Source organism: Ferrovibrio sp. GW821-FHT12D07 (assembly GCF_058807275.1).
This window is the reverse complement of record NZ_JBXAQN010000001.1, coordinates 145,334-166,263: the sequence shown is the minus strand read 5'-3', so window position 1 is coordinate 166,263 and position 20,930 is coordinate 145,334. Positions and strand designations below refer to the sequence as shown.

At 65.1% G+C, this 20,930-nt stretch carries 22 protein-coding genes; 18 read left to right on the top strand and 4 right to left on the bottom strand.

What is annotated here, in order from left to right; all coding sequences use genetic code 11:
- Window positions 1-87: 87 nt before the first annotated feature.
- From AC1RRE_RS00840 to AC1RRE_RS00830, 3 genes are read left to right on the top strand one after another with little or no spacing between them, the layout of a single operon-like run.
- Window positions 88-1,017 carry a LysR substrate-binding domain-containing protein gene (locus tag AC1RRE_RS00840; RefSeq protein ID WP_492979149.1) on the top strand — a complete coding sequence of 310 codons (930 nt, stop codon included), beginning with the start codon at window positions 88-90 and terminating at the stop codon, window positions 1,015-1,017.
- Window positions 1,018-1,057: 40 nt separating this feature from the next.
- Window positions 1,058-1,558: a universal stress protein gene (locus tag AC1RRE_RS00835; protein WP_492979148.1), complete on the top strand. Its 501-nt coding sequence runs from the start codon at window positions 1,058-1,060 to the stop codon at window positions 1,556-1,558.
- A 53-nt stretch (window positions 1,559-1,611) separates the two neighbouring features.
- Complete coding sequence (locus tag AC1RRE_RS00830) at window positions 1,612-1,989, top strand: VOC family protein (RefSeq protein WP_492979147.1); 378 nt, start codon at window positions 1,612-1,614, stop codon at window positions 1,987-1,989.
- A 5-nt stretch (window positions 1,990-1,994) separates the two neighbouring features.
- Here AC1RRE_RS00830 and AC1RRE_RS00825 read toward each other — a convergent pair whose 3' ends face one another.
- Complete coding sequence (locus tag AC1RRE_RS00825; RefSeq protein WP_492979146.1) at window positions 1,995-3,287, bottom strand: adenylate/guanylate cyclase domain-containing protein; 1,293 nt, start codon at window positions 3,285-3,287, stop codon at window positions 1,995-1,997.
- A gap of 194 nt (window positions 3,288-3,481) precedes the next feature.
- On the opposite strand from AC1RRE_RS00825, the gene AC1RRE_RS00820 reads away from it, so the two are divergent.
- From AC1RRE_RS00820 to AC1RRE_RS00790, 7 genes are all read left to right on the top strand, one after another.
- On the top strand, window positions 3,482-4,045 hold the full coding sequence (locus tag AC1RRE_RS00820) for a NifU family protein (protein WP_492979145.1): 564 nt from the start codon (window positions 3,482-3,484) through the stop codon (window positions 4,043-4,045).
- Window positions 4,046-4,319: 274 nt separating this feature from the next.
- Window positions 4,320-5,414: a glucosaminidase domain-containing protein gene (locus AC1RRE_RS00815; protein ID WP_492979144.1), complete on the top strand. Its 1,095-nt coding sequence runs from the start codon at window positions 4,320-4,322 to the stop codon at window positions 5,412-5,414.
- 234 nt (window positions 5,415-5,648) lie between these two features.
- A complete protein-coding gene (locus tag AC1RRE_RS00810) occupies window positions 5,649-6,152 on the top strand; it encodes an RT0821/Lpp0805 family surface protein (protein ID WP_492979143.1) in 504 nt (167 codons plus the stop codon).
- Window positions 6,153-6,207: 55 nt separating this feature from the next.
- Window positions 6,208-7,107, top strand: a complete 900-nt coding sequence (locus AC1RRE_RS00805; RefSeq protein ID WP_492979142.1) for a tetratricopeptide repeat protein — start codon at window positions 6,208-6,210, stop codon at window positions 7,105-7,107.
- A 9-nt stretch (window positions 7,108-7,116) separates the two neighbouring features.
- Complete coding sequence (locus AC1RRE_RS00800) at window positions 7,117-8,103, top strand: DnaJ C-terminal domain-containing protein (protein WP_492979141.1); 987 nt, start codon at window positions 7,117-7,119, stop codon at window positions 8,101-8,103.
- 153 nt (window positions 8,104-8,256) lie between these two features.
- Window positions 8,257-9,102, top strand: a complete 846-nt coding sequence (locus AC1RRE_RS00795; RefSeq protein WP_492979140.1) for an N-acetylmuramoyl-L-alanine amidase family protein — start codon at window positions 8,257-8,259, stop codon at window positions 9,100-9,102.
- A gap of 75 nt (window positions 9,103-9,177) precedes the next feature.
- Window positions 9,178-9,933: a sulfite exporter TauE/SafE family protein gene (locus tag AC1RRE_RS00790; RefSeq protein ID WP_492979139.1), complete on the top strand. Its 756-nt coding sequence runs from the start codon at window positions 9,178-9,180 to the stop codon at window positions 9,931-9,933.
- Here AC1RRE_RS00790 and AC1RRE_RS00785 read toward each other — a convergent pair.
- Window positions 9,926-10,801, bottom strand: coding sequence for a LysR family transcriptional regulator (locus AC1RRE_RS00785; RefSeq protein ID WP_492979138.1), 876 nt, complete (start codon window positions 10,799-10,801; stop codon window positions 9,926-9,928). The two genes, AC1RRE_RS00790 and AC1RRE_RS00785, sit on opposite strands and share 8 nt — an antisense overlap.
- Window positions 10,802-10,905: 104 nt before the next feature.
- Here AC1RRE_RS00785 and AC1RRE_RS00780 point away from each other — a divergent pair, with 104 nt between their 5' ends.
- Both AC1RRE_RS00780 and AC1RRE_RS00775 read left to right on the top strand, forming a co-directional pair.
- Entirely contained in the window at window positions 10,906-12,072 is a 1,167-nt protein-coding gene (locus AC1RRE_RS00780; protein ID WP_492979137.1) for a mandelate racemase/muconate lactonizing enzyme family protein, read from the top strand.
- Window positions 12,073-12,186: 114 nt separating this feature from the next.
- Window positions 12,187-12,429, top strand: a complete 243-nt coding sequence (locus AC1RRE_RS00775; protein ID WP_492979136.1) for a DUF2798 domain-containing protein — start codon at window positions 12,187-12,189, stop codon at window positions 12,427-12,429.
- Between the two features lie 12 nt (window positions 12,430-12,441).
- Here the strand turns inward: AC1RRE_RS00775 and AC1RRE_RS00770 are convergent, their stop codons facing one another.
- Window positions 12,442-13,755 (bottom strand): RsmB/NOP family class I SAM-dependent RNA methyltransferase, encoded by a 1,314-nt coding sequence (locus AC1RRE_RS00770; protein ID WP_492979135.1) that lies wholly within the window; start codon window positions 13,753-13,755, stop codon window positions 12,442-12,444.
- Between the two features lie 153 nt (window positions 13,756-13,908).
- Between AC1RRE_RS00770 and rpe the strand changes: the two genes are divergently transcribed.
- From rpe to AC1RRE_RS00755, 3 genes are read left to right on the top strand one after another with little or no spacing between them, the layout of a single operon-like run.
- Window positions 13,909-14,583: a ribulose-phosphate 3-epimerase gene (gene rpe / locus AC1RRE_RS00765; protein ID WP_492979134.1), complete on the top strand. Its 675-nt coding sequence runs from the start codon at window positions 13,909-13,911 to the stop codon at window positions 14,581-14,583.
- A 6-nt stretch (window positions 14,584-14,589) separates the two neighbouring features.
- Window positions 14,590-16,227 (top strand): heparinase II/III family protein, encoded by a 1,638-nt coding sequence (locus tag AC1RRE_RS00760; RefSeq protein ID WP_492979133.1) that lies wholly within the window; start codon window positions 14,590-14,592, stop codon window positions 16,225-16,227.
- Complete coding sequence (locus AC1RRE_RS00755) at window positions 16,203-16,709, top strand: HutD/Ves family protein (protein ID WP_492979132.1); 507 nt, start codon at window positions 16,203-16,205, stop codon at window positions 16,707-16,709. The genes AC1RRE_RS00760 and AC1RRE_RS00755 overlap by 25 nt, the downstream gene beginning before the upstream one ends.
- A gap of 241 nt (window positions 16,710-16,950) precedes the next feature.
- Here AC1RRE_RS00755 and AC1RRE_RS00750 read toward each other — a convergent pair whose 3' ends face one another.
- A complete protein-coding gene (locus AC1RRE_RS00750; RefSeq protein ID WP_492979131.1) occupies window positions 16,951-17,943 on the bottom strand; it encodes an adenosine kinase in 993 nt (330 codons plus the stop codon).
- Window positions 17,944-18,008: 65 nt separating this feature from the next.
- Between AC1RRE_RS00750 and AC1RRE_RS00745 the strand changes: the two genes are divergently transcribed.
- From AC1RRE_RS00745 to AC1RRE_RS00735, 3 genes are read left to right on the top strand one after another with little or no spacing between them, the layout of a single operon-like run.
- Entirely contained in the window at window positions 18,009-19,475 is a 1,467-nt protein-coding gene (locus tag AC1RRE_RS00745; RefSeq protein ID WP_492979130.1) for an amidase, read from the top strand.
- 6 nt (window positions 19,476-19,481) lie between these two features.
- Window positions 19,482-20,165, top strand: a complete 684-nt coding sequence (locus AC1RRE_RS00740) for an EI24 domain-containing protein (RefSeq protein WP_492979129.1) — start codon at window positions 19,482-19,484, stop codon at window positions 20,163-20,165.
- 48 nt (window positions 20,166-20,213) lie between these two features.
- A complete protein-coding gene (locus AC1RRE_RS00735; RefSeq protein ID WP_492979128.1) occupies window positions 20,214-20,915 on the top strand; it encodes a bactofilin family protein in 702 nt (233 codons plus the stop codon).
- The last annotated feature ends 15 nt before the right edge of the window (window positions 20,916-20,930 follow it).

The window sequence follows — 20,930 nt, the reverse complement described above, 5'->3', positions numbered from 1 at the left end:
CGGTGTCCTTTTCATAAATCCTGATTTAACTGTTGAAAAACGATCAATTTTCCGCATCTATGTGAGTTATTCTCACATGGTATCGCCATGCGCCGCCGTCTGCCGTCCCTCAATGCACTCCGCAGCTTCGAGGCCGCCGCCCGTCACGGCAGCATGACGCGCGCCGCCGATGCGCTGGGCGTCACCCATGGCGCGGTCAGCCGGCAGGTGCGCGGACTGGAGGCGACGCTCGGCCTGTCGCTGCTGGAAAACCGGCGCGGGCGTTTGCAATTGACCGAGGCCGGCACCCGGTTGCTCGGCGTGCTGGACGATGCCTTCGGCCGCATCACGCGCGGCATCGACGAGATCGCAGTTCAGGCCTCCACCGATATCGCGGTCTCCAGCTTCGGCACCTTTGCGATGCGCTGGCTGATTCCGCGCCTGCATCGCTTCCAGAGCGCACGCCCCGACCTGATCGTGCGTCTCACCACATCCGACAGCGACGTCGATGCGACGCAGGGCGCCTTCGATCTCGCCATCCGCGTCGGCGATGCATCGGCCTTTGATGATGATGTCGAGGTCGTGCCGCTGTTCGCGGAATTCGCCGGGCCGGTGCTGTCGCCGTCACTCGCTTTGCGTCATGGCATCGCGACACCGTCCGCCCTGGCGCGCGCACCATTGCTGCATACCACGACGCGCCGCGCCGCCTGGCCGGAATGGTTTGCCGCGCAGGCGATCGCGATGCCGGCGGAAGCGGGCGAGGGGCAGAATTTCGAGCATGTCTATTTCATGCTGGAAGCGGCGACCGCCGGACTCGGCGTCGCCATCGGCTTCTGGCATCTGGTCGCCGATGACATGACCGGCGGCCGGCTGGTCGCGCCCTTCGGGTTCACGCCCACCGGTCGTCAGTATGTGGCGCTTCTGCCGCGGCCGACGCATGGATCGCCGGCGGCCGCCCGCATCTTTGCGCAATGGCTGCAGGAAGAAGCGGCGGTTTTCATGCGGGATCAGCCGCCGCACCGGGCCCCGGCATCCTGACGGCTTGCATAATTGCCATCGGCAATGGCACGCTGCCCCCATGAGTGAGACAAAAACACCCACCGCCGCCGAACTGCGACGCCGCAGCAAGTTCCTTGTCGTTGTCGATGACACCGCCGAAGTGCGCGTCGCCGTGCGCTATGCCACGCGGCGGGCGCGCAACGTGCGCTGCGGCGTGGTGATGCTGCGCGTGGTGGCGCCGGTTGATTTCCAGCAATGGGCTGGCGTGGCCGAGATTATGCGCTCCGAAGCGCATGAGGCGGCGGAAGATTTGCTGCAGAAGCTGGCCGAGCAGGTGAATCAGGAATCCGGCTTGCTGCCCGAGCTGGTGATCCGCGAAGGCGTGGCCAGGGACGAGATTCTGAAGCTGGTCGAGGACGATCCCGATATCCGCATGCTGGTGCTGGCCGCTGCATCCGGCGGCGAGGGACCCGGTCCGCTGGTCAGTGAACTGGCCGGCCAGAAGGCGGGCGAGCTCAGCTTCCTGGTCACGGTCATCCCCGGCAATCTCACCGACGAGCAGATCGACCGTCTGACTTGATCCTGATGGGTGCCGCGTTAGATCGCTGCTGAATCATCAATCAGGGGGAAACCATGCTCAATCATCTGTCGTTCGGCGTCAGCGACCTGCAGCGCGCCACCGGTTTCTACGATGCCGTGCTCGGCGCGCTGGGCTATCGCCGCACCCGCAGCACCGCCGAAGATGCCGCCTACGGCCCCGGCGAGGACCAGACCTTCTGGCTCTACCCGACCGATGGCGCGGTGGCCGGCGCGCGCATGCATCTGGCCTTCGATGCACCCGATGAAGCTGCCGTACGCGCCTTCTACGCGGAAGCGCTGACGCGCGGCGGCCGTGGCATACGCGAGCCGGGCCTGCGTCCCGATATCAGCGAAAGTTATTTCGGCGCGATCATCGACGATCCTGACGGCCATCGCATCGAAGTGGTGGTCGCAACCGCGACCATGCACTGACACCACTAGTCCTCGTAGCCGGCCAGTCTTTCCTTGGGCAGGCCGTAAAGCTCCTGCGGCTCGCGCACGCCGCGCAAGGCGTGGAAGCCCACCGATTGCAGCCGCTGTTCCGGCAGGCTGTCGGGCGCGTTGATCTCATGCGCAAAGGCTGCCGAGGCCAGCAGCGGGCGGCCGACCGCCTTGGTCTGCGCTTCCAGGCGCGCCACTTCGTTCACCGCGCGGCCGATCACGGTGAAGTCGAGCCGGTCGCGCGCGCCGATATTGCCGAACACCACCTTGCCGACATGCAGTCCGATGCCGACGCGCAAGGGCGGCGCGCCGGCGATGGCGCGGCCCTGGTTCAGTTCATGCAGACCGGCGAAGGCGGCCTCAGCGGCGGTCAGCGCGCGGCGGCAGGCGGCTTCCAATGTATTCCCATCCTCCACCCGAAATATCGCCAGCAGGCCGTCGCCGATGAATTTCAGCACCTCGCCTTCATGATTCTGGATCGGCACCGCCATGGCGTCGAAGTAGCGGTCCAGCGTCGCCACCACATCGGTCGCCGTGTTGCGGTCGGAATAGGCCGTGAAGCCACGCAGGTCAGACAGGAAGATCGCGGCCTCCACCTCGTAGCCCTGGCCGCGCAGCACATTGCCGTTCAGCACGCGCTTGGCCGGCCCATGGCCCAGATAGGTGGTCAGCAGGTCCCGGGTCATGCGCCGGGAGGCTTCCAGCTCCAGCCGCAGCGCCACCACCGGCATCAGCTCCATCAGGTAACTCAGGTGTTCGGGCCGGAAGCCGCCCGGCTGGTCGGTGGCAAAGCTCATGAAGGACAGGTTCACCCCTTCCTCCCGCCCGATCATCCCCGGCCCCTGGGTGAAGCGCATGGGCAGGATCAGATAGTCGGTCACCCCCATCTCCTTCAGCTCGGCCAGGATGCCGAAATCCATCGGGGTCTCGGGCAGTTCAAGCTGCCGGCGGATCGCCGCCACCCCCTGGTGGATCACCGCGATGGGGCTGTTGAGATACTCGGCCGTCTTCAGCACCCCGTGCGGGCGCTCGGTCATCGTGACTCCCACATCCCGTTGCCAGGTGAAGCCGCGCGTATAGGTCTGGGGGTGCATCGAGGGCAGTCCGGTCATCAGCCGGAACAGCGGAATGCCCTCGTCGAGCAGATGACGGCAAAAACCCTCGATCAGATCGACCAGCGGCATGGCTTTGCCGTCGTGATCAAGCAGCCAGCGGGCCGCCGGGGTCATCGAAATGCGCGAATCGGGCCAGCTCGGGAGGCGCAAAACGCTCTTCACCGAGTCGGTCATTGCTCCACAGCCCTGGGGACAACTGGCAGTTTTATCCACATCGCTTTAAATTCTTCCAAAACTAGCGCTCGGCACGTAATTTTATTGCTAGGTCTCGGTTTTGCCACGGTCGTCGTCCTTGATATTTGCGGACCCCCCACCCAATTTCCAGTCCAGCTTTCATCCACCCCAGTTTCTGGCGCACCTACTATCTAATGTTCATCCAGACGGAAACCACGCCAAATCCGGCGACCCTGAAGTTCCTCCCCGGCCGCGATGTGCTGGGCGGCGACTTCGGCTCGGTCGATTTCACGGATGCGGAAGCCGCCAAGGCTTCCCCGCTGGCCACCCGCCTGTTCGCGGTGGCCGGGGTTGAGGGCGTCTTCCTGGGCGCCGACTTCGTCACCGTCACCAAATCCGATACCCGCGACTGGACCGAGCTGAAGCCGGCCCTGCTCGGCGGCATCATGGAGCATTTCATGGCCGGCCTGCCGGTCATGAATGACGCGGCCGGTACTGCCAGCGTCGAGGAGACCTACGATCCGGCCGATGCGCCGCTCGTGGTCCAGATTAAAGAATTGATCGATACGCGGGTGCGTCCCGCGGTCGCCCAGGATGGTGGAGACATTATCTTCCGCGGGTTTGAGCGGGGGGTGGTTTTCCTGCAGATGCAGGGCTCCTGTTCGGGTTGCCCCAGTTCGACGGCAACCCTGCGCTACGGCATCGAGAACATGCTGAAGCATTACGTACCCGAAGTATCCGAAGTTCGGGCTGTCTGAGTTCGTCACCCGGTTTCCTGGGGTCTCCAGGAACCGAATAGTTTTCACTGCGTTTCCTGGTGGGGGATCGCACATAGGGCAGCGCCCGGCGCAGTCCCGACGATGTTTTGTCGGCTGTGTCGCGGGATTGGCGCTGATAACTGTGGAGGTTTGACCCATGACGGCACATCGCGATCGGCGGTTGCTTGCCATTGGATCAGACGTACGTCTGATTGTTGCCGGTTTCGGCCTGTTATTGGCCGTCGGTCTGGTTTCGGGAGTGGGGGTGGGCCTTATGTCCAGCCGTCAGCTCTCGCGCGTCCCCGATATTCAGGTCCAGCAGGCCTCGCTCGGCGATGGCGTGCATGATGCCTGGGATCGCCTGCGTCAGGTGACCCAGCTCGATTGGCGTGCGCTGATCGAGCCGCGCAGCGTTGCCACCGCCGATGCCGCCAAATCCGCGGCGCGCACAGCTGGCAGTGATGATCAGCCCGCTTTCAGCGCGGCCGAAGCGTCGCGCCGCATCGCCGAAGTGCGCCAGTTCTCGCCGCATCGCACCGCCATGCGTGCCGATTCCGAGCGCACGGTCGATGCCATGCTGCGTCGCTTTGAGCAGGAAGGCTTCGATCTCGCCGAGCTGCGCAATGCCGCTGGCCAGGTGGAAGTGCCGCGCATTTTCCTCGCCTCGCTGCCGGTTGATATTGCCGACGTCAACCTGACCGAGAAGCGCAAGCGCGCTTTCCTCAAGGTGATGCTGCCGCACATTCTGCGCGAGAACGAGCGCCTCACCGCCGACCGCGACCGTCTGCGCGACCTGCGCAAGCGCACCGAATTTGGCCAGAGCCTGTCGATGCGCGACCAGCAGTGGATCGAGCAGATGGCCGACCAGTATGGCGTCGATGACGGCGACCTCGGCGAACTGCTGATGCGCGTCGATGTCATTCCGCCGGGTCTGGCGCTGGCTCAGGCCGTGGAAGAGTCGGGCTGGGGTACCTCGCGCTTTGCCCTGATGGGCAATGCCGTCTTCGGCATGTGGACCTGGAATCCGGGCTCGGGCCTGGTGCCGGAAAACCGTCCCGACGGCGAAACCTATGAAGTGCAGCGCTTCAAGAGCCTGGAGCATTCGGTCGCCGCCTATATGCGCAACCTGAATTCCAAGGCCAGCTACCGCGACTTCCGCGACAAGCGCGCCAACATGCGCGAGAAGAACAACCTGGACAGCTATCAGCTGGCCGGCACGCTCCATCGCTATTCGGTGCGCGGCGCGGATTACATCCGCACCATCCGCTCGATCATGAAGTCGAACAGCCTGGATACCTTCGACGCCGCCAAGCTCGCCGACGAGCCGGCGCCGCTGTTCTCGACGCTGGATTTCTTCAGCAAGTCGTAACCGCCAGGACGTCGCTAACCATAAAAAGCCGGCCGGGCTTGATTCGGCCGGCTTTTTTCATGGCCGGCGCGGCATCAGGGTTACTGACCCCGGCCTTGCTTTGCAGGCCTCGGCCTTGCAGCGGTCTTGACCCGACCAATATACTGTATGGACCGGATTCGCCGGCGCGGACCTCCGGTTTCGGACAGGACAGCGCCGGGTTTGACGACAGCCGGCCGGCTTACGAGGATCATCATGACCATCCGCCTTTCTACCCGTCTCCTGCTGGTGCCCGTCCTGCTGGGCAGCCTGGCGCTCGCCGGCTGCCAGAACAGCAATGGTCAGGGCTCCGAGATGAACAAGGAAAACATCGGCACCGTGCTGGGCGGCATCGGCGGCGCCGTGCTGGGTGCACAGTTCGGCAGCGGCACCGGCCGTCTGGTCGGCGTGGCCGCCGGCGCGCTGGCCGGCGCCTATCTGGGCAACCAGATCGGCAGTTCGCTCGACAAGGCCGACAAGGCCCATATGGAACAGGCCAGCCAGAAGGCGACCACCGCGCCGATCGGCCAGGCGGTGTCCTGGCGCAATCCCGACAGCGGCAATTCCGGCAGCGTGACGCCCACCCGCGAAGGCACGGCGTCGAATGGCGATTACTGCCGCGAGTTCCAGCAGTCGGTGACCGTGGGCGGCAAGAACGAGCAGGCCTTCGGCACCGCTTGCCGTCAGCCCGACGGCAGCTGGAAGGTCATCAACGGCTAAGGGTATGCACAGCAGCGTAACGACGTCGCGCAGGCGGGGTCCGGCCGGCGGCCTCATGGCCGCCGTCTTGCTGTCGGCTGCGCTGCTGACGACTGCTCCCGCGCGTGCCGATTTTGCTGATGGCGTGCGCGCCTACGAGGCCGGCAACTATGCCGATGCCTATGCCTACTGGCTGCCGATCGCCGAGAAGAACGATGTCGCCGCGATGCGCAACATTGGCCATCTCTATCGCTGGGGCCAGGGTGTCGACAAGGACATCACCAAGGCCATGGACTGGTATCGCCGCGCCGCCGAACTCGGCTTCTCGCGCGCCCAGGCCAATCTCGCCGCCATCTATCTGCAGGGCGAAGAAGGCGTCACGGTCAATTACGAGGAAGCGCACAAGTGGTTCGCCGCCGCCGCCATCCAGGGCCTGGCGGTCGCGCAATACAATCTCGGCCTGATGTTCGAACTGGGCTTGGGCGTCGAGAAGAGCGAGCCGCGTGCGCTGGGCTGGTACAATCTGGCCGCCAAGGCCGGCCAGGCGGAAGCGCTGGAGCGCCTGTCGCAGCTGGTGAAGAAATCCGAGACGCCGCTGGTGTCGGGCATCAATCTTGCCGCGCCGCAAGCGGCGACGGCTGACAGCAAGACTGAAACCCGGACCGAGACAAAGCCGGAGCCGAAGACTGCAGTGAGGGCCGAACCACCGAAGCCCGAGCCGATGCCTGCCGCGGCTGTCCCCGCGCCGGCGCCAGTCGAGACGCCAAGAATCGACACGCCGGCCGCCGATGGGACTGCGGTGGACGAAAAGCCGGCCGAGCCGGAGCGTCCGGGCCTGCTTTCGCGCTTCTATTCGGCGATTTCATCGGGCGGCGGCGCCTCGATCCCTGATATCTTCGGCGCCAATGACGACAAGCCTGCAAAGCCCGACGCAAACGAACGCCAGCCCGAGCCGGCTGTGAAGGACTGGCCATGAGGACGCGACATGCGTGATCCCTATACGGTGATCGGCGTCGCGCGCGGCGCCGCCCAGGACGATATCCGCAAGGCCTATCGCAAGCTGGCCAAGGAATTCCATCCCGACCGCAACCAGGGCAACGAGAAGGCGTCCGACCGGTTCAAGGAAATCTCGGCCGCCTATGACATCATCGGCGACCCCGACAAGCGCGGCAAATTCGATCGCGGCGAGATTGATGCCGCCGGCCAGCCGCGCCGTGGCGGCTTCAATCCCAATGCGGGCCGTGGTCCCTTCGGCGGCACCTCGCGCGGTCCTTACACCAGCACCGGCGGGGCCAGCGATTTCTCCGGCTTCGATGCCGGCGGCGCGGAAGATATCTTCGACGAGATCTTCAGCCAGATGCGGCGCGGCAAGCCCGGTGGCGGCTTCGGCGCGGCGGGGGCAGGCCCACGAAGCACCAAGCCGCTGCGTGGCGGTGACCGCCATTTCAACCTGAAGATCGGCTTCCTGGATGCCGCGCGTGGCACCAAGCGCCGGCTGACCATGCCCGACGGCAAGCAGCTTGATGTCGCCATTCCGGCGGGGCTGGCCGATGGCCAGCAGATTCGCCTGCGCCATCAGGGCGACGGCGGCCGTCATGGCGGCGAGGCCGGCGATGCGCTGATCGAGGTAACAGTCGAACCCCACCCCTTCTTTACCCGCCAGGGCGACGACATTCATGTCGAACTGCCGGTCACCATCGACGAGGCCATCCTGGGTGCCAAGATTCCGGTGCCCACCATCGACGGCATGGTGGCTGTCGCGGTGCCCAAGAGCGCCAGCTCGGGTACCACGCTGCGGCTGAAGGGTCGCGGTTTCCCGCTGAAAGGCGGCGCCTCCGACCAGCGCGGCGACCAGTATGTGAAGCTGAAAGTGGTGCTGCCTGAAAAGCCCAATTCGGCACTCGAAAAGCTGATCGAGGGCTGGGTCAAGGGCAACAAATACGACGTGCGGGCCAAATACACCGTCGATTAGGCTTAACGAAGCCTTCACCATCTCCTGAGAGCCTAGGCTGCGGACTGTCCTTTACACGGGAGTCCGGCGGATTCTATCGTCCGCCGCATCGTCACCGATTCGCGGCGACACCTGATTCGTTTTTGACCGATCCGTTCGGTGCAGAAGCTCGGCATGTATACACGGCGTCTTGTCATCTCCTCGCTTCTCGGCCTGCTTGGCAGCACTGCGCTGCCGGGGGTGGGTCTGGCTGCCGCCAATAACACCGAGCGCAAGCCGCCGCTGCCCGGCCGCAAGCCCGCCGCCAAGGAGGCGCCGAAGACAGCACCGCGTCCGCCCGCCGTTGTGGTGCTCGATCCCGGCCATGGCGGTCGCGATCCCGGCGCCATCGGTGTCACCGGCACGGAAGAGAAGGATGTCACGCTGTCGATCTGCCTGGCGATCAAGCAGGCGCTGGCGACCAATCCGAATATCAAGGTCTTTGTCACACGTGAGCGCGACAGCTATATCGCGCTGCCCAGCCGCGTCGCCTTCGCCCATGACAAGGGCGCCGACCTGTTCATCTCGATCCATGCCGATGCCGCGCCCAACCGCGCCGCCCGCGGCCTTTCCGCCTATACCCGCGCCGAAAAGGCGACGGATGATTTCGCCCGCCGCCTGGCCGATCGCGAGAACCAGGTCGATGCGATCTACGGCTTCGATACCCATGCCACCGACCGGCAGACCGCCGCGATCCTGATCGATCTGGCGCGCCGTCATGGCCATAACGCCTCGCTGAATGCCAAGCGGCGCATCGTTACCGGCGTTGGTCGCCGCGTCGAGCTGCTGGAAAATCCGATGCGCGCCGCCAACTTCGCCGTGCTGCGCTCGCCCGCCTTGCCCAGCGTGCTGATCGAGACGGGATTCTTAAGCAATCCGCAGGACGAGAAGATTCTGCGCAATCCGAAAAGCCGCGCCGAACTCGCGCGCTATCTCGCCGATCAGATCAGCCCCGTCGCGCTGGACCTGCGCGAGGCGTAAGGCCGCCCACGGCATTGTCACCGCGACAATTTCAGCCGTGCATGGCGTAATCCGCCCTGCTAAAGCAGCAGGACAATGCTTCCCGATTTTCTCCCGCTGTTTCTCGCGCTCTCCGGCGTGGCCCTGATCGCCTTCATGCGCGGCGCCTTTGGTGGTGGCTTCGCCATCGTCGGCATCCCGCTGCTTTCGCTCAGCCTTGATCCGATCACCGCCGGCGCGCTGCTGGCACCGCTGTTCATCGTCATCGACCTGTTTGCCTTGCGCTACTGGAAGCCCAGTACCTGGTCGAAGCCGGACCTGAAACTGCTGCTGCCCATGCTGCTGCTTGGTATCGGTGCCGGCACGCTGCTGATGCGCGTGCTGGATCGCCATGTGATCGAGATCGCCATGGCGTTGATCACGCTGCTGTTTGCGGGCTTGTGGTTCAGGGGCGGCGGCGAGGTGCGCATGCAGCCGCGCAGGCCCGCCAAAGGTCTGCTCGCCGGCTTCTGCTCCGGTGTCACCACGATGGTGGCCCATGCCGGCGGCCCGCCGCTGGCCATGTATCTGCTGCCGCTGGGTCTGCCCAAGATGGTTCTGGCCGGCACCACCAGCCTGTTCTTCACCGTGGGCAATGCGGTGAAGGCCGGGCCGTGGCTGTGGCTGGCACGGCCCGGAATGGATGTGTGGATTCTGATGGCCTGCTGCCTGCCGGTGATTCCGCTCGCTGTCTGGGGCGGCTGGCGTCTGCACGAGCGGCTGGACCAGCGGCAGCTCTATCGCATCTGCTACGGCCTGCTGATCGTCACGGCGTGCAAACTGCTGTGGGACGGCGTCTCGGGCCTTATTTAACAGCCGACCAGAAATCCTCGGCGATCCTGGTGGCGCGTTCGCGCGCCCGGTACAGCCTGATCTCGACGGGGATGATCCAGCTGGCGTCGCCGGCCGGCACCAATATCCTGGACGCAAGATCATCCGCGATCAGGCTTTGCGGCAGCCAGGCCAATCCTCTGCCGTCACGCGCCATCGCCTGCAGCACAGTGGCCAGCGGCGAGATGAACACAGGCTTCAGTGCCGGCGTGGCGCTCCGGCCGGCCAGCACGGCCTGCACGATGCGGCCCAGCCCTGAATCTTCCGCGTAAGACAGATACGCTGCCGAAGTCGCATCCAGCGAATGATCCGGCGCAGCCGCCGCGCGCACCGGGATCAGGCGGTCTTCCGCCAGCACGCGGTGCTGGAAACGGTCCGGCGTCAGGCGGTTCATCACGGTGGCATGGCCATGACAGAGCAGGAACTGGCTCTGGCCCGCCATCAGCGCTTCTTCGCCGGCCTGCATGCTGCCCGACATCAGGCGGATCGCACCAAGGCGCGCGGCAATATCCAGGCCGCGCAGCCAGTCGGGGAAATAGGTCAGCGACAGCGCCTGCGTCGCGGCGAAGGTCAGCGTCGCCGTCTCGGCCTGTTCGGCCTGGCGCGCTTCCTCGCGGCCCTGCGCCAGCCGGCGCAGCACGTCGCGCACGGTTGGCAGGAACTGCTCGCCGGCCGCTGTCAGTTTCACCGGCTGGGTCGAGCGGTCGAACAGCACGACGCCGGCCCAGTCCTCCAGCGCGCGGATGCGGCGGCTGAAGGCCGGCTGGGTCATGTGGCGCGCCTCGGCGGCGCGGCTGAAATTGCCGGTTTCCGCCAGGGTGAGGAAATCCTCCAGCCAGTTCAGTTCCATAACGACGATACAGTCCGTGAATAATGGTATCCGAATCTGGCATTGGCCATGGCCGGCTGTCCACGCCTAGGATGCCGGCCTCACCTGAAGGAGCCGACTTTTCCATGCGTATCGTAGACGTCCGCGAAAAAACCGCCTCGATCGCCTCGCCGATCGCCAATGCCTATATCGATTTCTCCAAGATGACCTGCTCGGTCGTCGCCGTGATCACCGACGTGATCCGCGATGGCAAGCCGGTGGTGGGCTTCGGCTTCAACTCCAACGGCCGCTACGGCCAGGGCGCCCTGATGCGCGAGCGCTTCCTGCCGCGCCTGCTGGAAGCCAACCCGGATACGCTGGTCGACAAGGCGAACGACAATCTCGATCCGTTTGCGATCTGGAAGACGCTGATGAGCAACGAGAAGCCCGGTGGCCATGGCGAGCGTTCGGTCGCCGTCGGCACGCTGGACATGGCGGTGTGGGACGCCGTGGCCAAGATCGCCGGCGTGCCGCTCTGGCGTCTGCTGGCAGATCGCTATCGCGGCGGCGTGGCGGACGACAAGGTCTGGGTCTATGCCGCCGGCGGTTACTACTATCCGGGCAAGGACCTCTCGGCCTTGCAGGACGAGATGAAAAGCTATCGTGACCGCGGCTATCGCGTCGTGAAGATGAAGATCGGCGGCGAGCCGCTGAAGGACGATCTCAAGCGCATCGAGGCCGTGCTCAAGATCGTCGGCGACGGCCAGAATCTCTGCGTCGATGTCAACGGCCGCTTCGATATCAAGACGGCCATCGAATACGGCAATGCGATCAAGCCCTACAATCTCTTCTGGTACGAGGAGGTGGGCGATCCGCTGGATTACGCGCTGCAGGCCGAACTGGGCAAGCATTACGACAAGCCGATGGCGACCGGCGAGAATCTGTTCTCGCATCAGGATGCGCGCAACCTGATCCGCTTCGGCGGCATGAACAAGGATCGTGACTGGCTGCAGTTCGACTGCGCGCTGTCTTACGGCCTGGTGGAATACCTGCGCACGCTGGATGTGCTGAAGGAGCATGGCTGGTCCAGCCGTCGCGTGGTGCCGCATGGCGGCCACCAGATGTCACTCAATATCGCGGCCGGCCTGCATCTGGGCGGCAACGAAAGCTATCCCGATGTGTTCAAGCCCTTCGGTGGATTCGCCGACGGCATCGCGGTGAATGACAGCTATGTCTCCCTGCCGCAGATTCCCGGCGTCGGCTTCGAGGCCAAGGCCGAACTCTACAAAGTGATGAAGGGTCTGCTGGACTGATACCACCCATCGCGATTGTCGATCATGGCCGTCGATGGCCCGTGCGGGCTATCGACGGCGGTTGCCGGTCCTGCAATGATGCCGGTCTATAAAAAAGAAACCGGATCGCCATCCATGTCCCGCAAGCTGCCGCCGCGCTACAACGCCGTCGCCATCCCTTTTCTGCTGTCGCTGCTGATGACCTGCATCGTCTCGGGCATCGCCACGGTCAACAGCATCGGCCTCGCCGATGACATGGTGATCAAGTGGATGCAGGCCTGGGGCCTGTCCTGGATCACGGCCTTTCCGGTGATGATGGTGGTGCTGCCGCTGGTGCGGCGCATCGCGGCACTCGTCGTCGAGCCGCCTCGCATCTAGGGTGGTGCGCCTTTAGGCTTTCTGAAGACTGACGGCGAAGAAGCCGTCCATGCCGCCGCGGCCCGACCACATCGAGGGCAGGGTGCGCAGCGCGCCGTCATGGGCTACGGCTTCAGACGGCAGATGCAAAGCCGCCGCATCGGCGCGGATCAGCGTCGCGCCCTGCATGCTCAGCAGATGGCGGATCTGGTATTCGGCCTCTTCGGGCTGCAGCGAGCAGACGCAGTAGACCATGCGCCCGCCGGGCACCAGCAGGCTCCAGGCCTTCGCAATCAGTCGGCGCTGCAGCTCGGCCAGCTTGGCCACATCGGCTTCGTCTTTCAGGTAAGGCAGATCGGGGTGGCGGCGGATGGTACCGGTGGCCGAACAGGGCGCATCCAGCAGCACGGCATCGAATTGCCGCGTGGTGTTCCATTCGGCGATCTCGGCGGCCACCACTTCGGCCGTCAGGTTCAGCCGCGCCATGTTCTGTTCGAGCCGCCGCAGCCGCTGCGCCGAGCGATCCACGGCCGTCACGGTCGCGCCCAGCGCTGCCAGCTGCGCGGTCTTGCCGCCCGGTGCGGCGCAAAGGTCGACCACGCGTTTTCCAACCACATCACCCAGCATCTTCACCGGTAATGCGGCCGCGGCATCCTGCACCCACCATGCGCCGTCAGTAAAACCCGGCAGGCTTTCGACGCCGCCGGCGGCAGGGCGGCGCAAACTGCCGCTCGGCAGCAGTTCGGCTTCGAGCTTCTCTGCCCAGCCTGCCGCATCCGCCTTCACGCTGATATCCAGCGGCGCTTCGTTCAGATGCGCAAAGGCGATATCACGCGCCGTATCTTCGCCATAGGCGTTGATCCAGCTCTGCCACAGCCAGTCCGGCGTGTTGGCCTTGGCGGCATCCTGTTGCGCCACGATGGCGGCGCCGTCGGTGGCGACCTTGCGCAGCACGGCATTGATCAGGCCGCGCGGCTTCTTCTGCTCGGGATGCATCAGGTTGACGGCTTCGCCGACAGCGGCATGCGGCGGCGCGTCGAGGAATAACAGCTCGGCCGCGCCCAGACGCATCGCTTCGCGCGGCAGGCCCTTGGGCCAGAGCGTGAGGAACTTGCGCAGGAGGCCATCGATCTGGCCGCGTCGGCGCAAGGCCGTCGCCACCAGCCGGCGCACAAAGGCGCGGTCGCGGTCCGACAGGTCGCGGAAACCGTTCTTGCCGTCCAGCAGCGCATCGTCCAGCGCCCGGCCATGGCCCAGCACGCCGTCCAGCAGGCTGGCGGCCACTCGCCGGGCAGTGGGCGGGGCAGGGGGTGTCTGGTCGGGAGACTGATCAGGGGCGTCTGACATGGCGCTGTTCTAGCGCCGGGGTAGCGCATAGTCGAGCGACTCGCCCTCAAGGGTCATCTGCGGGGCGCCGAATCCGGGATTTCACCAAAGCGTGCCCCCTTCGGTCCCGACCGCTTGCTTGGCGCGGACGGCCAAATTTGCTACGCCTGCACTATGCCGCAGCAAGCCACCCGAATCGCCCCATCGATCCTTTCGGCCGACTTCGCCCAGCTGGGTGCCGAAGTCGCCGCCATCGACAAGGCCGGTGCCGATTACATCCATATCGACGTGATGGACGGCCATTTCGTGCCCAACCTCACCATCGGCCCGAGCGTCGTGGGCGCCCTGCGCAAGCACACCAAAAAAGTCTTCGACGTGCATCTGATGATTTCGCCCATCGATGCCTTCATCCCGCAATTCGCGGAAGCCGGCGCCGATATCATCACCGTGCACCCGGAAGCCGGCCCGCATGTGCATCGCACGCTGCAGCTCATTCGGTCGCTGGGCAAGAAGGCCGGTCTCTCGCTCAATCCGGGCACGCCGGTCGAGGCGGCGCTGTCGGTTCTCGACATGGTCGATCTCGTGCTGGTGATGAGCGTCAATCCCGGCTTCGGCGGCCAGAAGTTCATCCATACCCAGCTCGACAAGATCAGGACGCTGCGCGCCGCCATCGACAAGAGCGGCCGCGCCATCGACCTGGAAGTCGACGGCGGCATCAATGCCGAAACCGCGCAGCTCGCCGTCGATGCCGGCGCCGATGTGCTGGTGGCCGGCACCGCCACCTTCCAGGGCGGCCCGTCGGCCTATGCCGACAACATCGCGCGGGTGCGCGCGTCCCGTAACAAGTGACCTGACGTGACTGCGGCCCTGCTGCAGGATTCACTCACCAGCAAGCTGCGTCGGCATCTCGCCGGCCTGTGGCATGCCACGCGGCTCTATGCCATCACGCTGCCGCGCAAGGCGCCGCTCGAATTGCCGCTGCTGCCCGACGATCCGTTCCCCGGCGCGGTCTCCAATGCCGACCGACTGTTCCAGGGCCGCTTCGTCTTCGCCGGCAGTGAAATCGTCTCGCCGCATGCTGCGCCCTGGGCGATGACGGCCGAGCAGGCTAAACTTGATCCGCAGAATTTCGCCGCCTGGGCCGCCGGCCTGCATGGCTTTGGCTGGCTGCGCGATTTCGCGGCGCAGGGTGGCGACATGGCGCGCAAGATGGCGCGCTCGTTGACGGCGGACTGGATCGCGCGGCATTCGCTGCGCATCCATGGCCTGCCCTGGCGCGTCGATATCGCCGGCCGTCGCCTCACGCACTGGATTCTGGCGGCGCATTTCCTGCTCGATGGCGCGGATGAACGCTTCGCCCATGATTTCCTGCTCTGCATCGCGCGCCATCGCGCCCATCTGGGCCGCGCCGCGCTGCATGCCCCGGCCGGCCTGCCGCGCTTCCACGCCATGCTCGGCCTGGTCTATGGCGTCGAGGCTATGGGCGAGGGCGACAAGGCCGGCGCTGCCGCCATGCGCGAATTGTGCGACAGCCTGGAAGTGCAGGTCTTCGCCGATGGCGGCCATGTCTCGCGCAATCCCTCCGCGCTGCTGCGGCTGACCCGCGATGTGATCGCGCTGTGGCGGTTTTTGAGCGCCGTCGATCCCGAACGCGCCGGTCCGCTGCAGATCATGTTGGATCGCATGGCGCCGATGCTGCGCTTTTTCCGCCATGGCGATGGCGGGCTGGCGCTGTTCCATGGTTCGGAAGAAGAATTGCCGTCGCAGATCGATCTCACGCTTGATCTCTCCGAAGCGCGCGGCAAGCCGCTCAGCTCGGCCAGCCACAGCCGCTACGAGCGCGCCGCCGCCAAGCGCGCGCTGCTGCTGCTCGATGCCGGCATGCCGCCGGTGACGGCAAAGCTGCCGCATCGCGGCCTGCTCTCGGCGGAATTCAGCCATGGCAAGGATCGCCTGATCGTCAATTGCGGCGCCTCGCGCCAGCCGACCGGCAGCTGGGCCGTGGCCTTGAGCGGTGTGGCCGCTCACAGCACGCTCAGCTTAGGGAATGGCGAGCCGGCGCTGAATGCCATCGTGTCGGTCACGCGCAACGAACAGGATGGCGCGATCTGGTTCGAAGCCGAGCATGACGGCTGGCGCGCCAGCCACAATCGCATCCACCGTCGTCGTCTCTATCTGGCGGCGGGCGGGGAAGATCTGCGCGGCGAGGATATCGTCACCGAAGCTTCTGGGATGCCGGCCGAGGCCACGCTGCGCCTGCATCTGCATCCCTCCGTCCATGCCTCGCTGATCGGCAGCGGTGATACGGTTATTCTGAAGGCCGGCAGCGGCCAGGGCTGGCGCTGGCGCGGCGCAGGGGGCATGGTGCGGCTGGAAGACAGCATCTATTTCGGCTCGGGTGGCGAAGCGCGCCGCACGCAGCAGATTGTCATGACCGGATCGGCCGGCATGGATGCCCTGGTGTTCAAATGGGCCCTTACGAAGATCAATTAGGCGGACCGCAGCTCATCGACCTCGCGTCGCTGCCGGCAAAGCCGTGGAAAAACGGCGGCGGCGTCACCACCGAGATCGCGGTGTTTCCGCCCAATGCCGGGATGGACACCTTCAGCTGGCGCGTCAGTCGCGCGCAGATCGACCAGGACGGACCCTTCTCGGCCTTTCCGCATGTCATGCGCTGGATCACGCTGCTCAGCGGCAACGGTTTCGAACTCGGCTTTCCCGGTGGCCGTGCGCTGGTGGTGAACAAGCCGTTCGTGCCGCATCGCTTCGATGGCGGCATTGCCACCCAGTGCCGTCTGCTGGACGGGCCCTGCACTGATCTCAACGTGATGGCGCATAAGAGCCTCAGCGTCGCCATCACGGTCGACGCCCCCACGCCCGATGCGCCGCCCGAAGGCCATGCCCTGCGCCGGCCCGGCGCCATGCTGATCCGGCTCAGCACCGATCGCGTCATGCGGCTCTTGATTTCGGGCTAATGTTTCCTAAATGTTCTTATTAGTGCTTCGCTCAGGCGATTAACCTGAGCGAAAACAATGATTTATGCCTTGAGGCCGGTTGGCTGTCCAAATCTGGCAGGAAGCCGGACGAACGCAAACGAAGCCAAACGAAGCTAAACGAACCGAAACGAACTCAAACGAACTCAAACGAAGCAAAACGAACGCAAACGAAGCCAAACGAACGAAAACGAAGGTTCTTGGCCCGTTACTTCTGGGCCCGTTACTTCTGGGCCTGGGCGACCAGGGGCTTCAGCGGCGATTGCGGGCGCGGGCCGATATGGGCGATCACCTCGGCGGCGCAGAGCGAGCCCAGGGTGCCCGACTGATGCAGGTCGAAGCCATGGGTGAAGCCATAGAGGAAACCGGCCGCGTAAAGGTCGCCCGCACCGGTGGTGTCGAGCACCTTCACGCCCTTCACGGCGTCGATGATATGCACCGCTTCGCCGGCGATGATGACCGAGCCTTTTTCCGAACGCGTCAGGGCGGCGACATCGACATGGCCACGCACATGCTGGAGCGCGGCATCGAAATCATCCACCTGGTACAGCGCGGTGATCTCGGCTTCGTTGGCGAACAGGATGTCGATGTGATGCTCGACCAGATGCAGGAATTCGGCGCGATGACGGTCGACGCAGAAGCTGTCCGACAGCGACATCGCCACCTTGCGGCCGGCGTCATGCGCCAGCGTGATGGCCTTGCGCATGGCATCCTTGGCCTTGGGCTGATCCCACAGATAGCCTTCCAGATACACGATTTCCGCGGCATTCACGGCCTCGGCGTCGATATCCTCAGGCGTCAGGTCGATGCTGGCGCCGAGATAGGTGTTCATGGTGCGCTGCGCATCGGGCGTCACCATGATCAGGCAGCGCGCCGTCGACGCGCCCTCGGTGGCGGCCGGCGTGTCGTACTGCACGCCCAGTTTGCGGATGTCGCTGGTGAAGCTGGCGCCCAACTGGTCGTTGCGCACGCGGCCGATGAACCGGACGCTGCCGCCCAGTGCGGCAAGGCCGGCGGCGGTGTTGGCGGCCGAACCGCCCGAGGCTTCGACGCGTTCGGGCATGACGCCATAGAGCTGCTCGGCGCGACCGCCGTCGATCAGGGTCATGCCGCCCTTGGGCATGCCGTGTTCGTCGAGGAAGTGATTGTCCACCCGGGCCAGCACGTCGACGATGGCATTGCCGATGGCGAGCACGTTGTTGCGAGGAGCAGTCATTGTTGGCTTTCCGGATGAGGGTGATTGCCGTTACTCTGTAAACAATCGACACAAGGAAGGCAAATATGGACGCGTTGATCCGGATGACCGCCCGCCAGGCCGTGGCCGCCCTGAAAAAGCGTGAGGTCACCCCCGCGGAACTGATCGACGCCGCTGCCGCCCGCATCGCCGAGGTCGAGCCCCAGATCAATGCCCTGCCTACATTGTGCCTCGACCGCGCCCGGGCGCTGGCCGCCAAGCTGGTGCCGCCCGATCCGGCCCCGCCGGGCTATCTCTACGGCCTGCCGATGGCCACCAAGGATCTGGTCGATGTCGCCGGCGTGCGCTCCACCCAGGGCAGCCGCGTCTTCGCCGATCATGTCCCCACCAAATCCGGCTGGTCGGTCGAACGGCTGGAAAGCAACGGCGCGCTGATCATCGCCAAATCGAACACGCCTGAATTCGGCGCGGGTTCGCAGACGTTCAACGATGTCTTCGGCACCACCACCAATCCGTGGAATACATCGACGACGCCGGCGGGTTCTTCGGGCGGCGCGGCGGCCTGTCTGGCGGCCGGCGAAGTCTGGCTCGCCGACGGTTCCGATCTTGGTGGCTCCTTGCGCATTCCTGCCAGCTTCACCGGTGTGGTCGGCCTGCGTCCGTCGCCGGGCCGCGTCGCCTTCGGTCCGCGCGCGCTGCCTTTCGATCCGCTGTCGGTCTATGGCCCGATGGCGCGCAATGTCGGCGACTGCGCGCTGATGCTGGATGCGATGAGCGGCTATGACGCGCGCGATCCGCTGTCGATCCCCGCGCCAGAGCGCAGCTTCGTTGCGTCGGTCGATCACGCCATGGTCACTGGGCGACTTCCGAGTCGGTTTGCTAGTGGCTGTCGTATCGGCTGGTCGTCGGACCTCGGTCTCTCGCCGGTCGATGCGGAAGTGCTTGAGCTGTGTGAGACCGCCGTGAAGCGGATCGAAAAGCTGGGCGCGACCGTCAGTGAGGACGTACCGGATTTCAGTGGGGCGGAAGAGTGTTTCCAGGTTCTGCGCGCCGCCAATTTCGCGGTCACTGTCTGGCCCAAGATCAAGGACAAGACCGATCTGGTGAAGCCGGAAGTGATCTGGAACGCCGAGAAGGGGCTCAAGCTCACCGGCGCGGAGAGGGCCGATGCATCGCGGACGCAGGGCCTGATCTACAATCGCGTCGCCGTCTTCTTCGAGAAGAACGACTTCCTGGTGCTGCCCACCTGCGTGGCGCCGCCCTTCGATCATCGCAAGCGCTATCTCGAAGAAGTCGCCGGCCGCAAGTTCGATACCTATATCTCCTGGCTGGTGCTGACCTTCGCCATCACCATCACCGGCACGCCGGCGATTTCCATTCCCTGCGGCGTTACCCGCAAGGGACTGCCTGTTGGATTGCAGATCGTGGCGCGTCCGCGCGGCGAGGCGGAGCTGCTGGCCTTCAGCGCGATCCTCGAAGCCGCATTCGGCCTGAGCACCAGGGTGCCGCTCGATCCGATCGCTGGCCATCTCGATCTGGAATTGGCGGACTGACGCGCCATGATCGGAACCTCCATCAGCCGCGCGCTGGCGCAACTGCCCGATCCCGCCTTCCGGCGCGTGCTGGTCAAGTCGCTGCTGATCAGCATGGTGGTCTTCGGTCTGCTGGCTGCCGGCCTGTGGTCGGCGTTGCTGCTGCTGCCCGAGACACAGCAGACCTGGCTCGACTGGCTGATCGGCACGCTGTCGGCGCTGGGCTTCTTCCTCGGCATGATGCTGCTGTTTCCCGCGGTGATGACGGCCTCCATCGGGCTGTTCCTGGACGACATCGCCGATGCGGTGGAACAGCGCTATTACACGGGCGATGCGCCCGGCCGGCCGCTGGCATTCTGGCCGGCGCTGGGCAGCGCGCTGCGTTTCCTGGGTACCGTGCTGCTGATCAACGGCCTGCTGCTGCCGATCTATGCTATATTGCTGTTCTTCCCGCCGCTGTCCTTCCTGTTGTCGCTGATGGTCAACGGCTGGCTGGTCGGGCGCGAGTATTTCGAGCTGGTGGCTTTCCGCTACCAGCCACGCTCCGATGCCGACCGCCTGCGCCGGCAGAAGCGCGGCGATGTCTGGCTCTGCGGCGTGCTCATTGTTCTTCTGTTAACCATTCCGCTGGTAAACTTTCTCGTCCCGATTGTAGCAACCGCGTTTATGGTTCACGTCTACAAACGATTGCGGACGACGGAACGGCCTTAACACGCCGGCAGTAACAGGGCTGCCGGTCGGATCGGAGGAGTACCGCGCATGTTTGGTCGCAAGAAACCGAGTACCGAGAGCGCCGCTTTCCCGCCGGCGCCCGAGCTGGAGCTGAAACAGCCCGAGTCCGCATCGCCGACGCCGATCAAGGCGGTCGATGACGAGCTGCCCCCGATGCCCAGTCACCTGCGCGCCGTTGGCAAGCCGGTCCTACCCACTGCCCCCACCGCCGTATCCGCTACCGCTGGAGCCGCCACCATGACCGAACCCACCGCACCGACCCCGACCTTCCGTCCCGAAATCGCCAAGCGCCCGGTCGACCTGGCGCCCAAGGCCGTCGTGCAGGCCACGGCTGGCGCGGCCCCGTCGAGCGGCTCGCAGTCGTCCAGCAATGCCGAACCGAAGGTTCTGCTCATCGGTCGCGAAATCAGCCTGACCGGCCAGATCACCGCCTGCGACAAGGTCGTCGTGGAAGGCCGCGTCGAGGCCCAGCTGACCGACAGCCGTTTCGTCGAGATCACCGAGAGCGGCCAGTTCAAGGGTTCCGCCGAAGTGGACGAGGCCGAAATCCGTGGTCGCTTCGAGGGTCGCCTCAGCGTGCGCGGCCGCCTGCTCATCCGTGGTTCGGGCAAGGTCTCGGGCGAGATTGCTTATGGCCAGGTCGAGATCGAATGCGGTGGCGAAATCTCCGGCACGGTGCAGACCGTGGCCGCCGGCCGCTCGTCTTCGTCCTCTGCGGCGGCTGAATAACTTTTTTTCCGCCTC

What these genes read in the sequence shown, in the direction of transcription:
- AC1RRE_RS00840 (WP_492979149.1), top strand. Translation starts at nt 88, where the DNA reads ATGCGCCGCCGTCTGCCGTCCCTCAATGCACTCCGCAGCTTCGAGGCC.
- AC1RRE_RS00805 (WP_492979142.1), top strand. Translation starts at nt 6,208, where the DNA reads ATGGCCGCCGTCTTGCTGTCGGCTGCGCTGCTGACGACTGCTCCCGCG.
- AC1RRE_RS00780 (WP_492979137.1), top strand. Translation starts at nt 10,906, where the DNA reads ATGCGTATCGTAGACGTCCGCGAAAAAACCGCCTCGATCGCCTCGCCG.
- AC1RRE_RS00745 (WP_492979130.1), top strand. Translation starts at nt 18,009, where the DNA reads ATGGACGCGTTGATCCGGATGACCGCCCGCCAGGCCGTGGCCGCCCTG.
- AC1RRE_RS00820 (WP_492979145.1), top strand. Translation starts at nt 3,482, where the DNA reads ATGTTCATCCAGACGGAAACCACGCCAAATCCGGCGACCCTGAAGTTC.
- AC1RRE_RS00785 (WP_492979138.1), bottom strand. Translation starts at nt 10,801, where the DNA reads ATGGAACTGAACTGGCTGGAGGATTTCCTCACCCTGGCGGAAACCGGC.
- AC1RRE_RS00770 (WP_492979135.1), bottom strand. Translation starts at nt 13,755, where the DNA reads ATGTCAGACGCCCCTGATCAGTCTCCCGACCAGACACCCCCTGCCCCG.
- AC1RRE_RS00735 (WP_492979128.1), top strand. Translation starts at nt 20,214, where the DNA reads ATGTTTGGTCGCAAGAAACCGAGTACCGAGAGCGCCGCTTTCCCGCCG.
- AC1RRE_RS00835 (WP_492979148.1), top strand. Translation starts at nt 1,058, where the DNA reads ATGAGTGAGACAAAAACACCCACCGCCGCCGAACTGCGACGCCGCAGC.
- AC1RRE_RS00740 (WP_492979129.1), top strand. Translation starts at nt 19,482, where the DNA reads ATGATCGGAACCTCCATCAGCCGCGCGCTGGCGCAACTGCCCGATCCC.
- AC1RRE_RS00800 (WP_492979141.1), top strand. Translation starts at nt 7,117, where the DNA reads ATGCGTGATCCCTATACGGTGATCGGCGTCGCGCGCGGCGCCGCCCAG.
- AC1RRE_RS00830 (WP_492979147.1), top strand. Translation starts at nt 1,612, where the DNA reads ATGCTCAATCATCTGTCGTTCGGCGTCAGCGACCTGCAGCGCGCCACC.
- AC1RRE_RS00790 (WP_492979139.1), top strand. Translation starts at nt 9,178, where the DNA reads ATGCTTCCCGATTTTCTCCCGCTGTTTCTCGCGCTCTCCGGCGTGGCC.
- AC1RRE_RS00795 (WP_492979140.1), top strand. Translation starts at nt 8,257, where the DNA reads ATGTATACACGGCGTCTTGTCATCTCCTCGCTTCTCGGCCTGCTTGGC.
- AC1RRE_RS00810 (WP_492979143.1), top strand. Translation starts at nt 5,649, where the DNA reads ATGACCATCCGCCTTTCTACCCGTCTCCTGCTGGTGCCCGTCCTGCTG.
- AC1RRE_RS00750 (WP_492979131.1), bottom strand. Translation starts at nt 17,943, where the DNA reads ATGACTGCTCCTCGCAACAACGTGCTCGCCATCGGCAATGCCATCGTC.
- AC1RRE_RS00755 (WP_492979132.1), top strand. Translation starts at nt 16,203, where the DNA reads ATGGGCCCTTACGAAGATCAATTAGGCGGACCGCAGCTCATCGACCTC.
- AC1RRE_RS00775 (WP_492979136.1), top strand. Translation starts at nt 12,187, where the DNA reads ATGTCCCGCAAGCTGCCGCCGCGCTACAACGCCGTCGCCATCCCTTTT.
- AC1RRE_RS00815 (WP_492979144.1), top strand. Translation starts at nt 4,320, where the DNA reads ATGTCCAGCCGTCAGCTCTCGCGCGTCCCCGATATTCAGGTCCAGCAG.
- AC1RRE_RS00825 (WP_492979146.1), bottom strand. Translation starts at nt 3,287, where the DNA reads ATGACCGACTCGGTGAAGAGCGTTTTGCGCCTCCCGAGCTGGCCCGAT.
- rpe (WP_492979134.1), top strand. Translation starts at nt 13,909, where the DNA reads ATGCCGCAGCAAGCCACCCGAATCGCCCCATCGATCCTTTCGGCCGAC.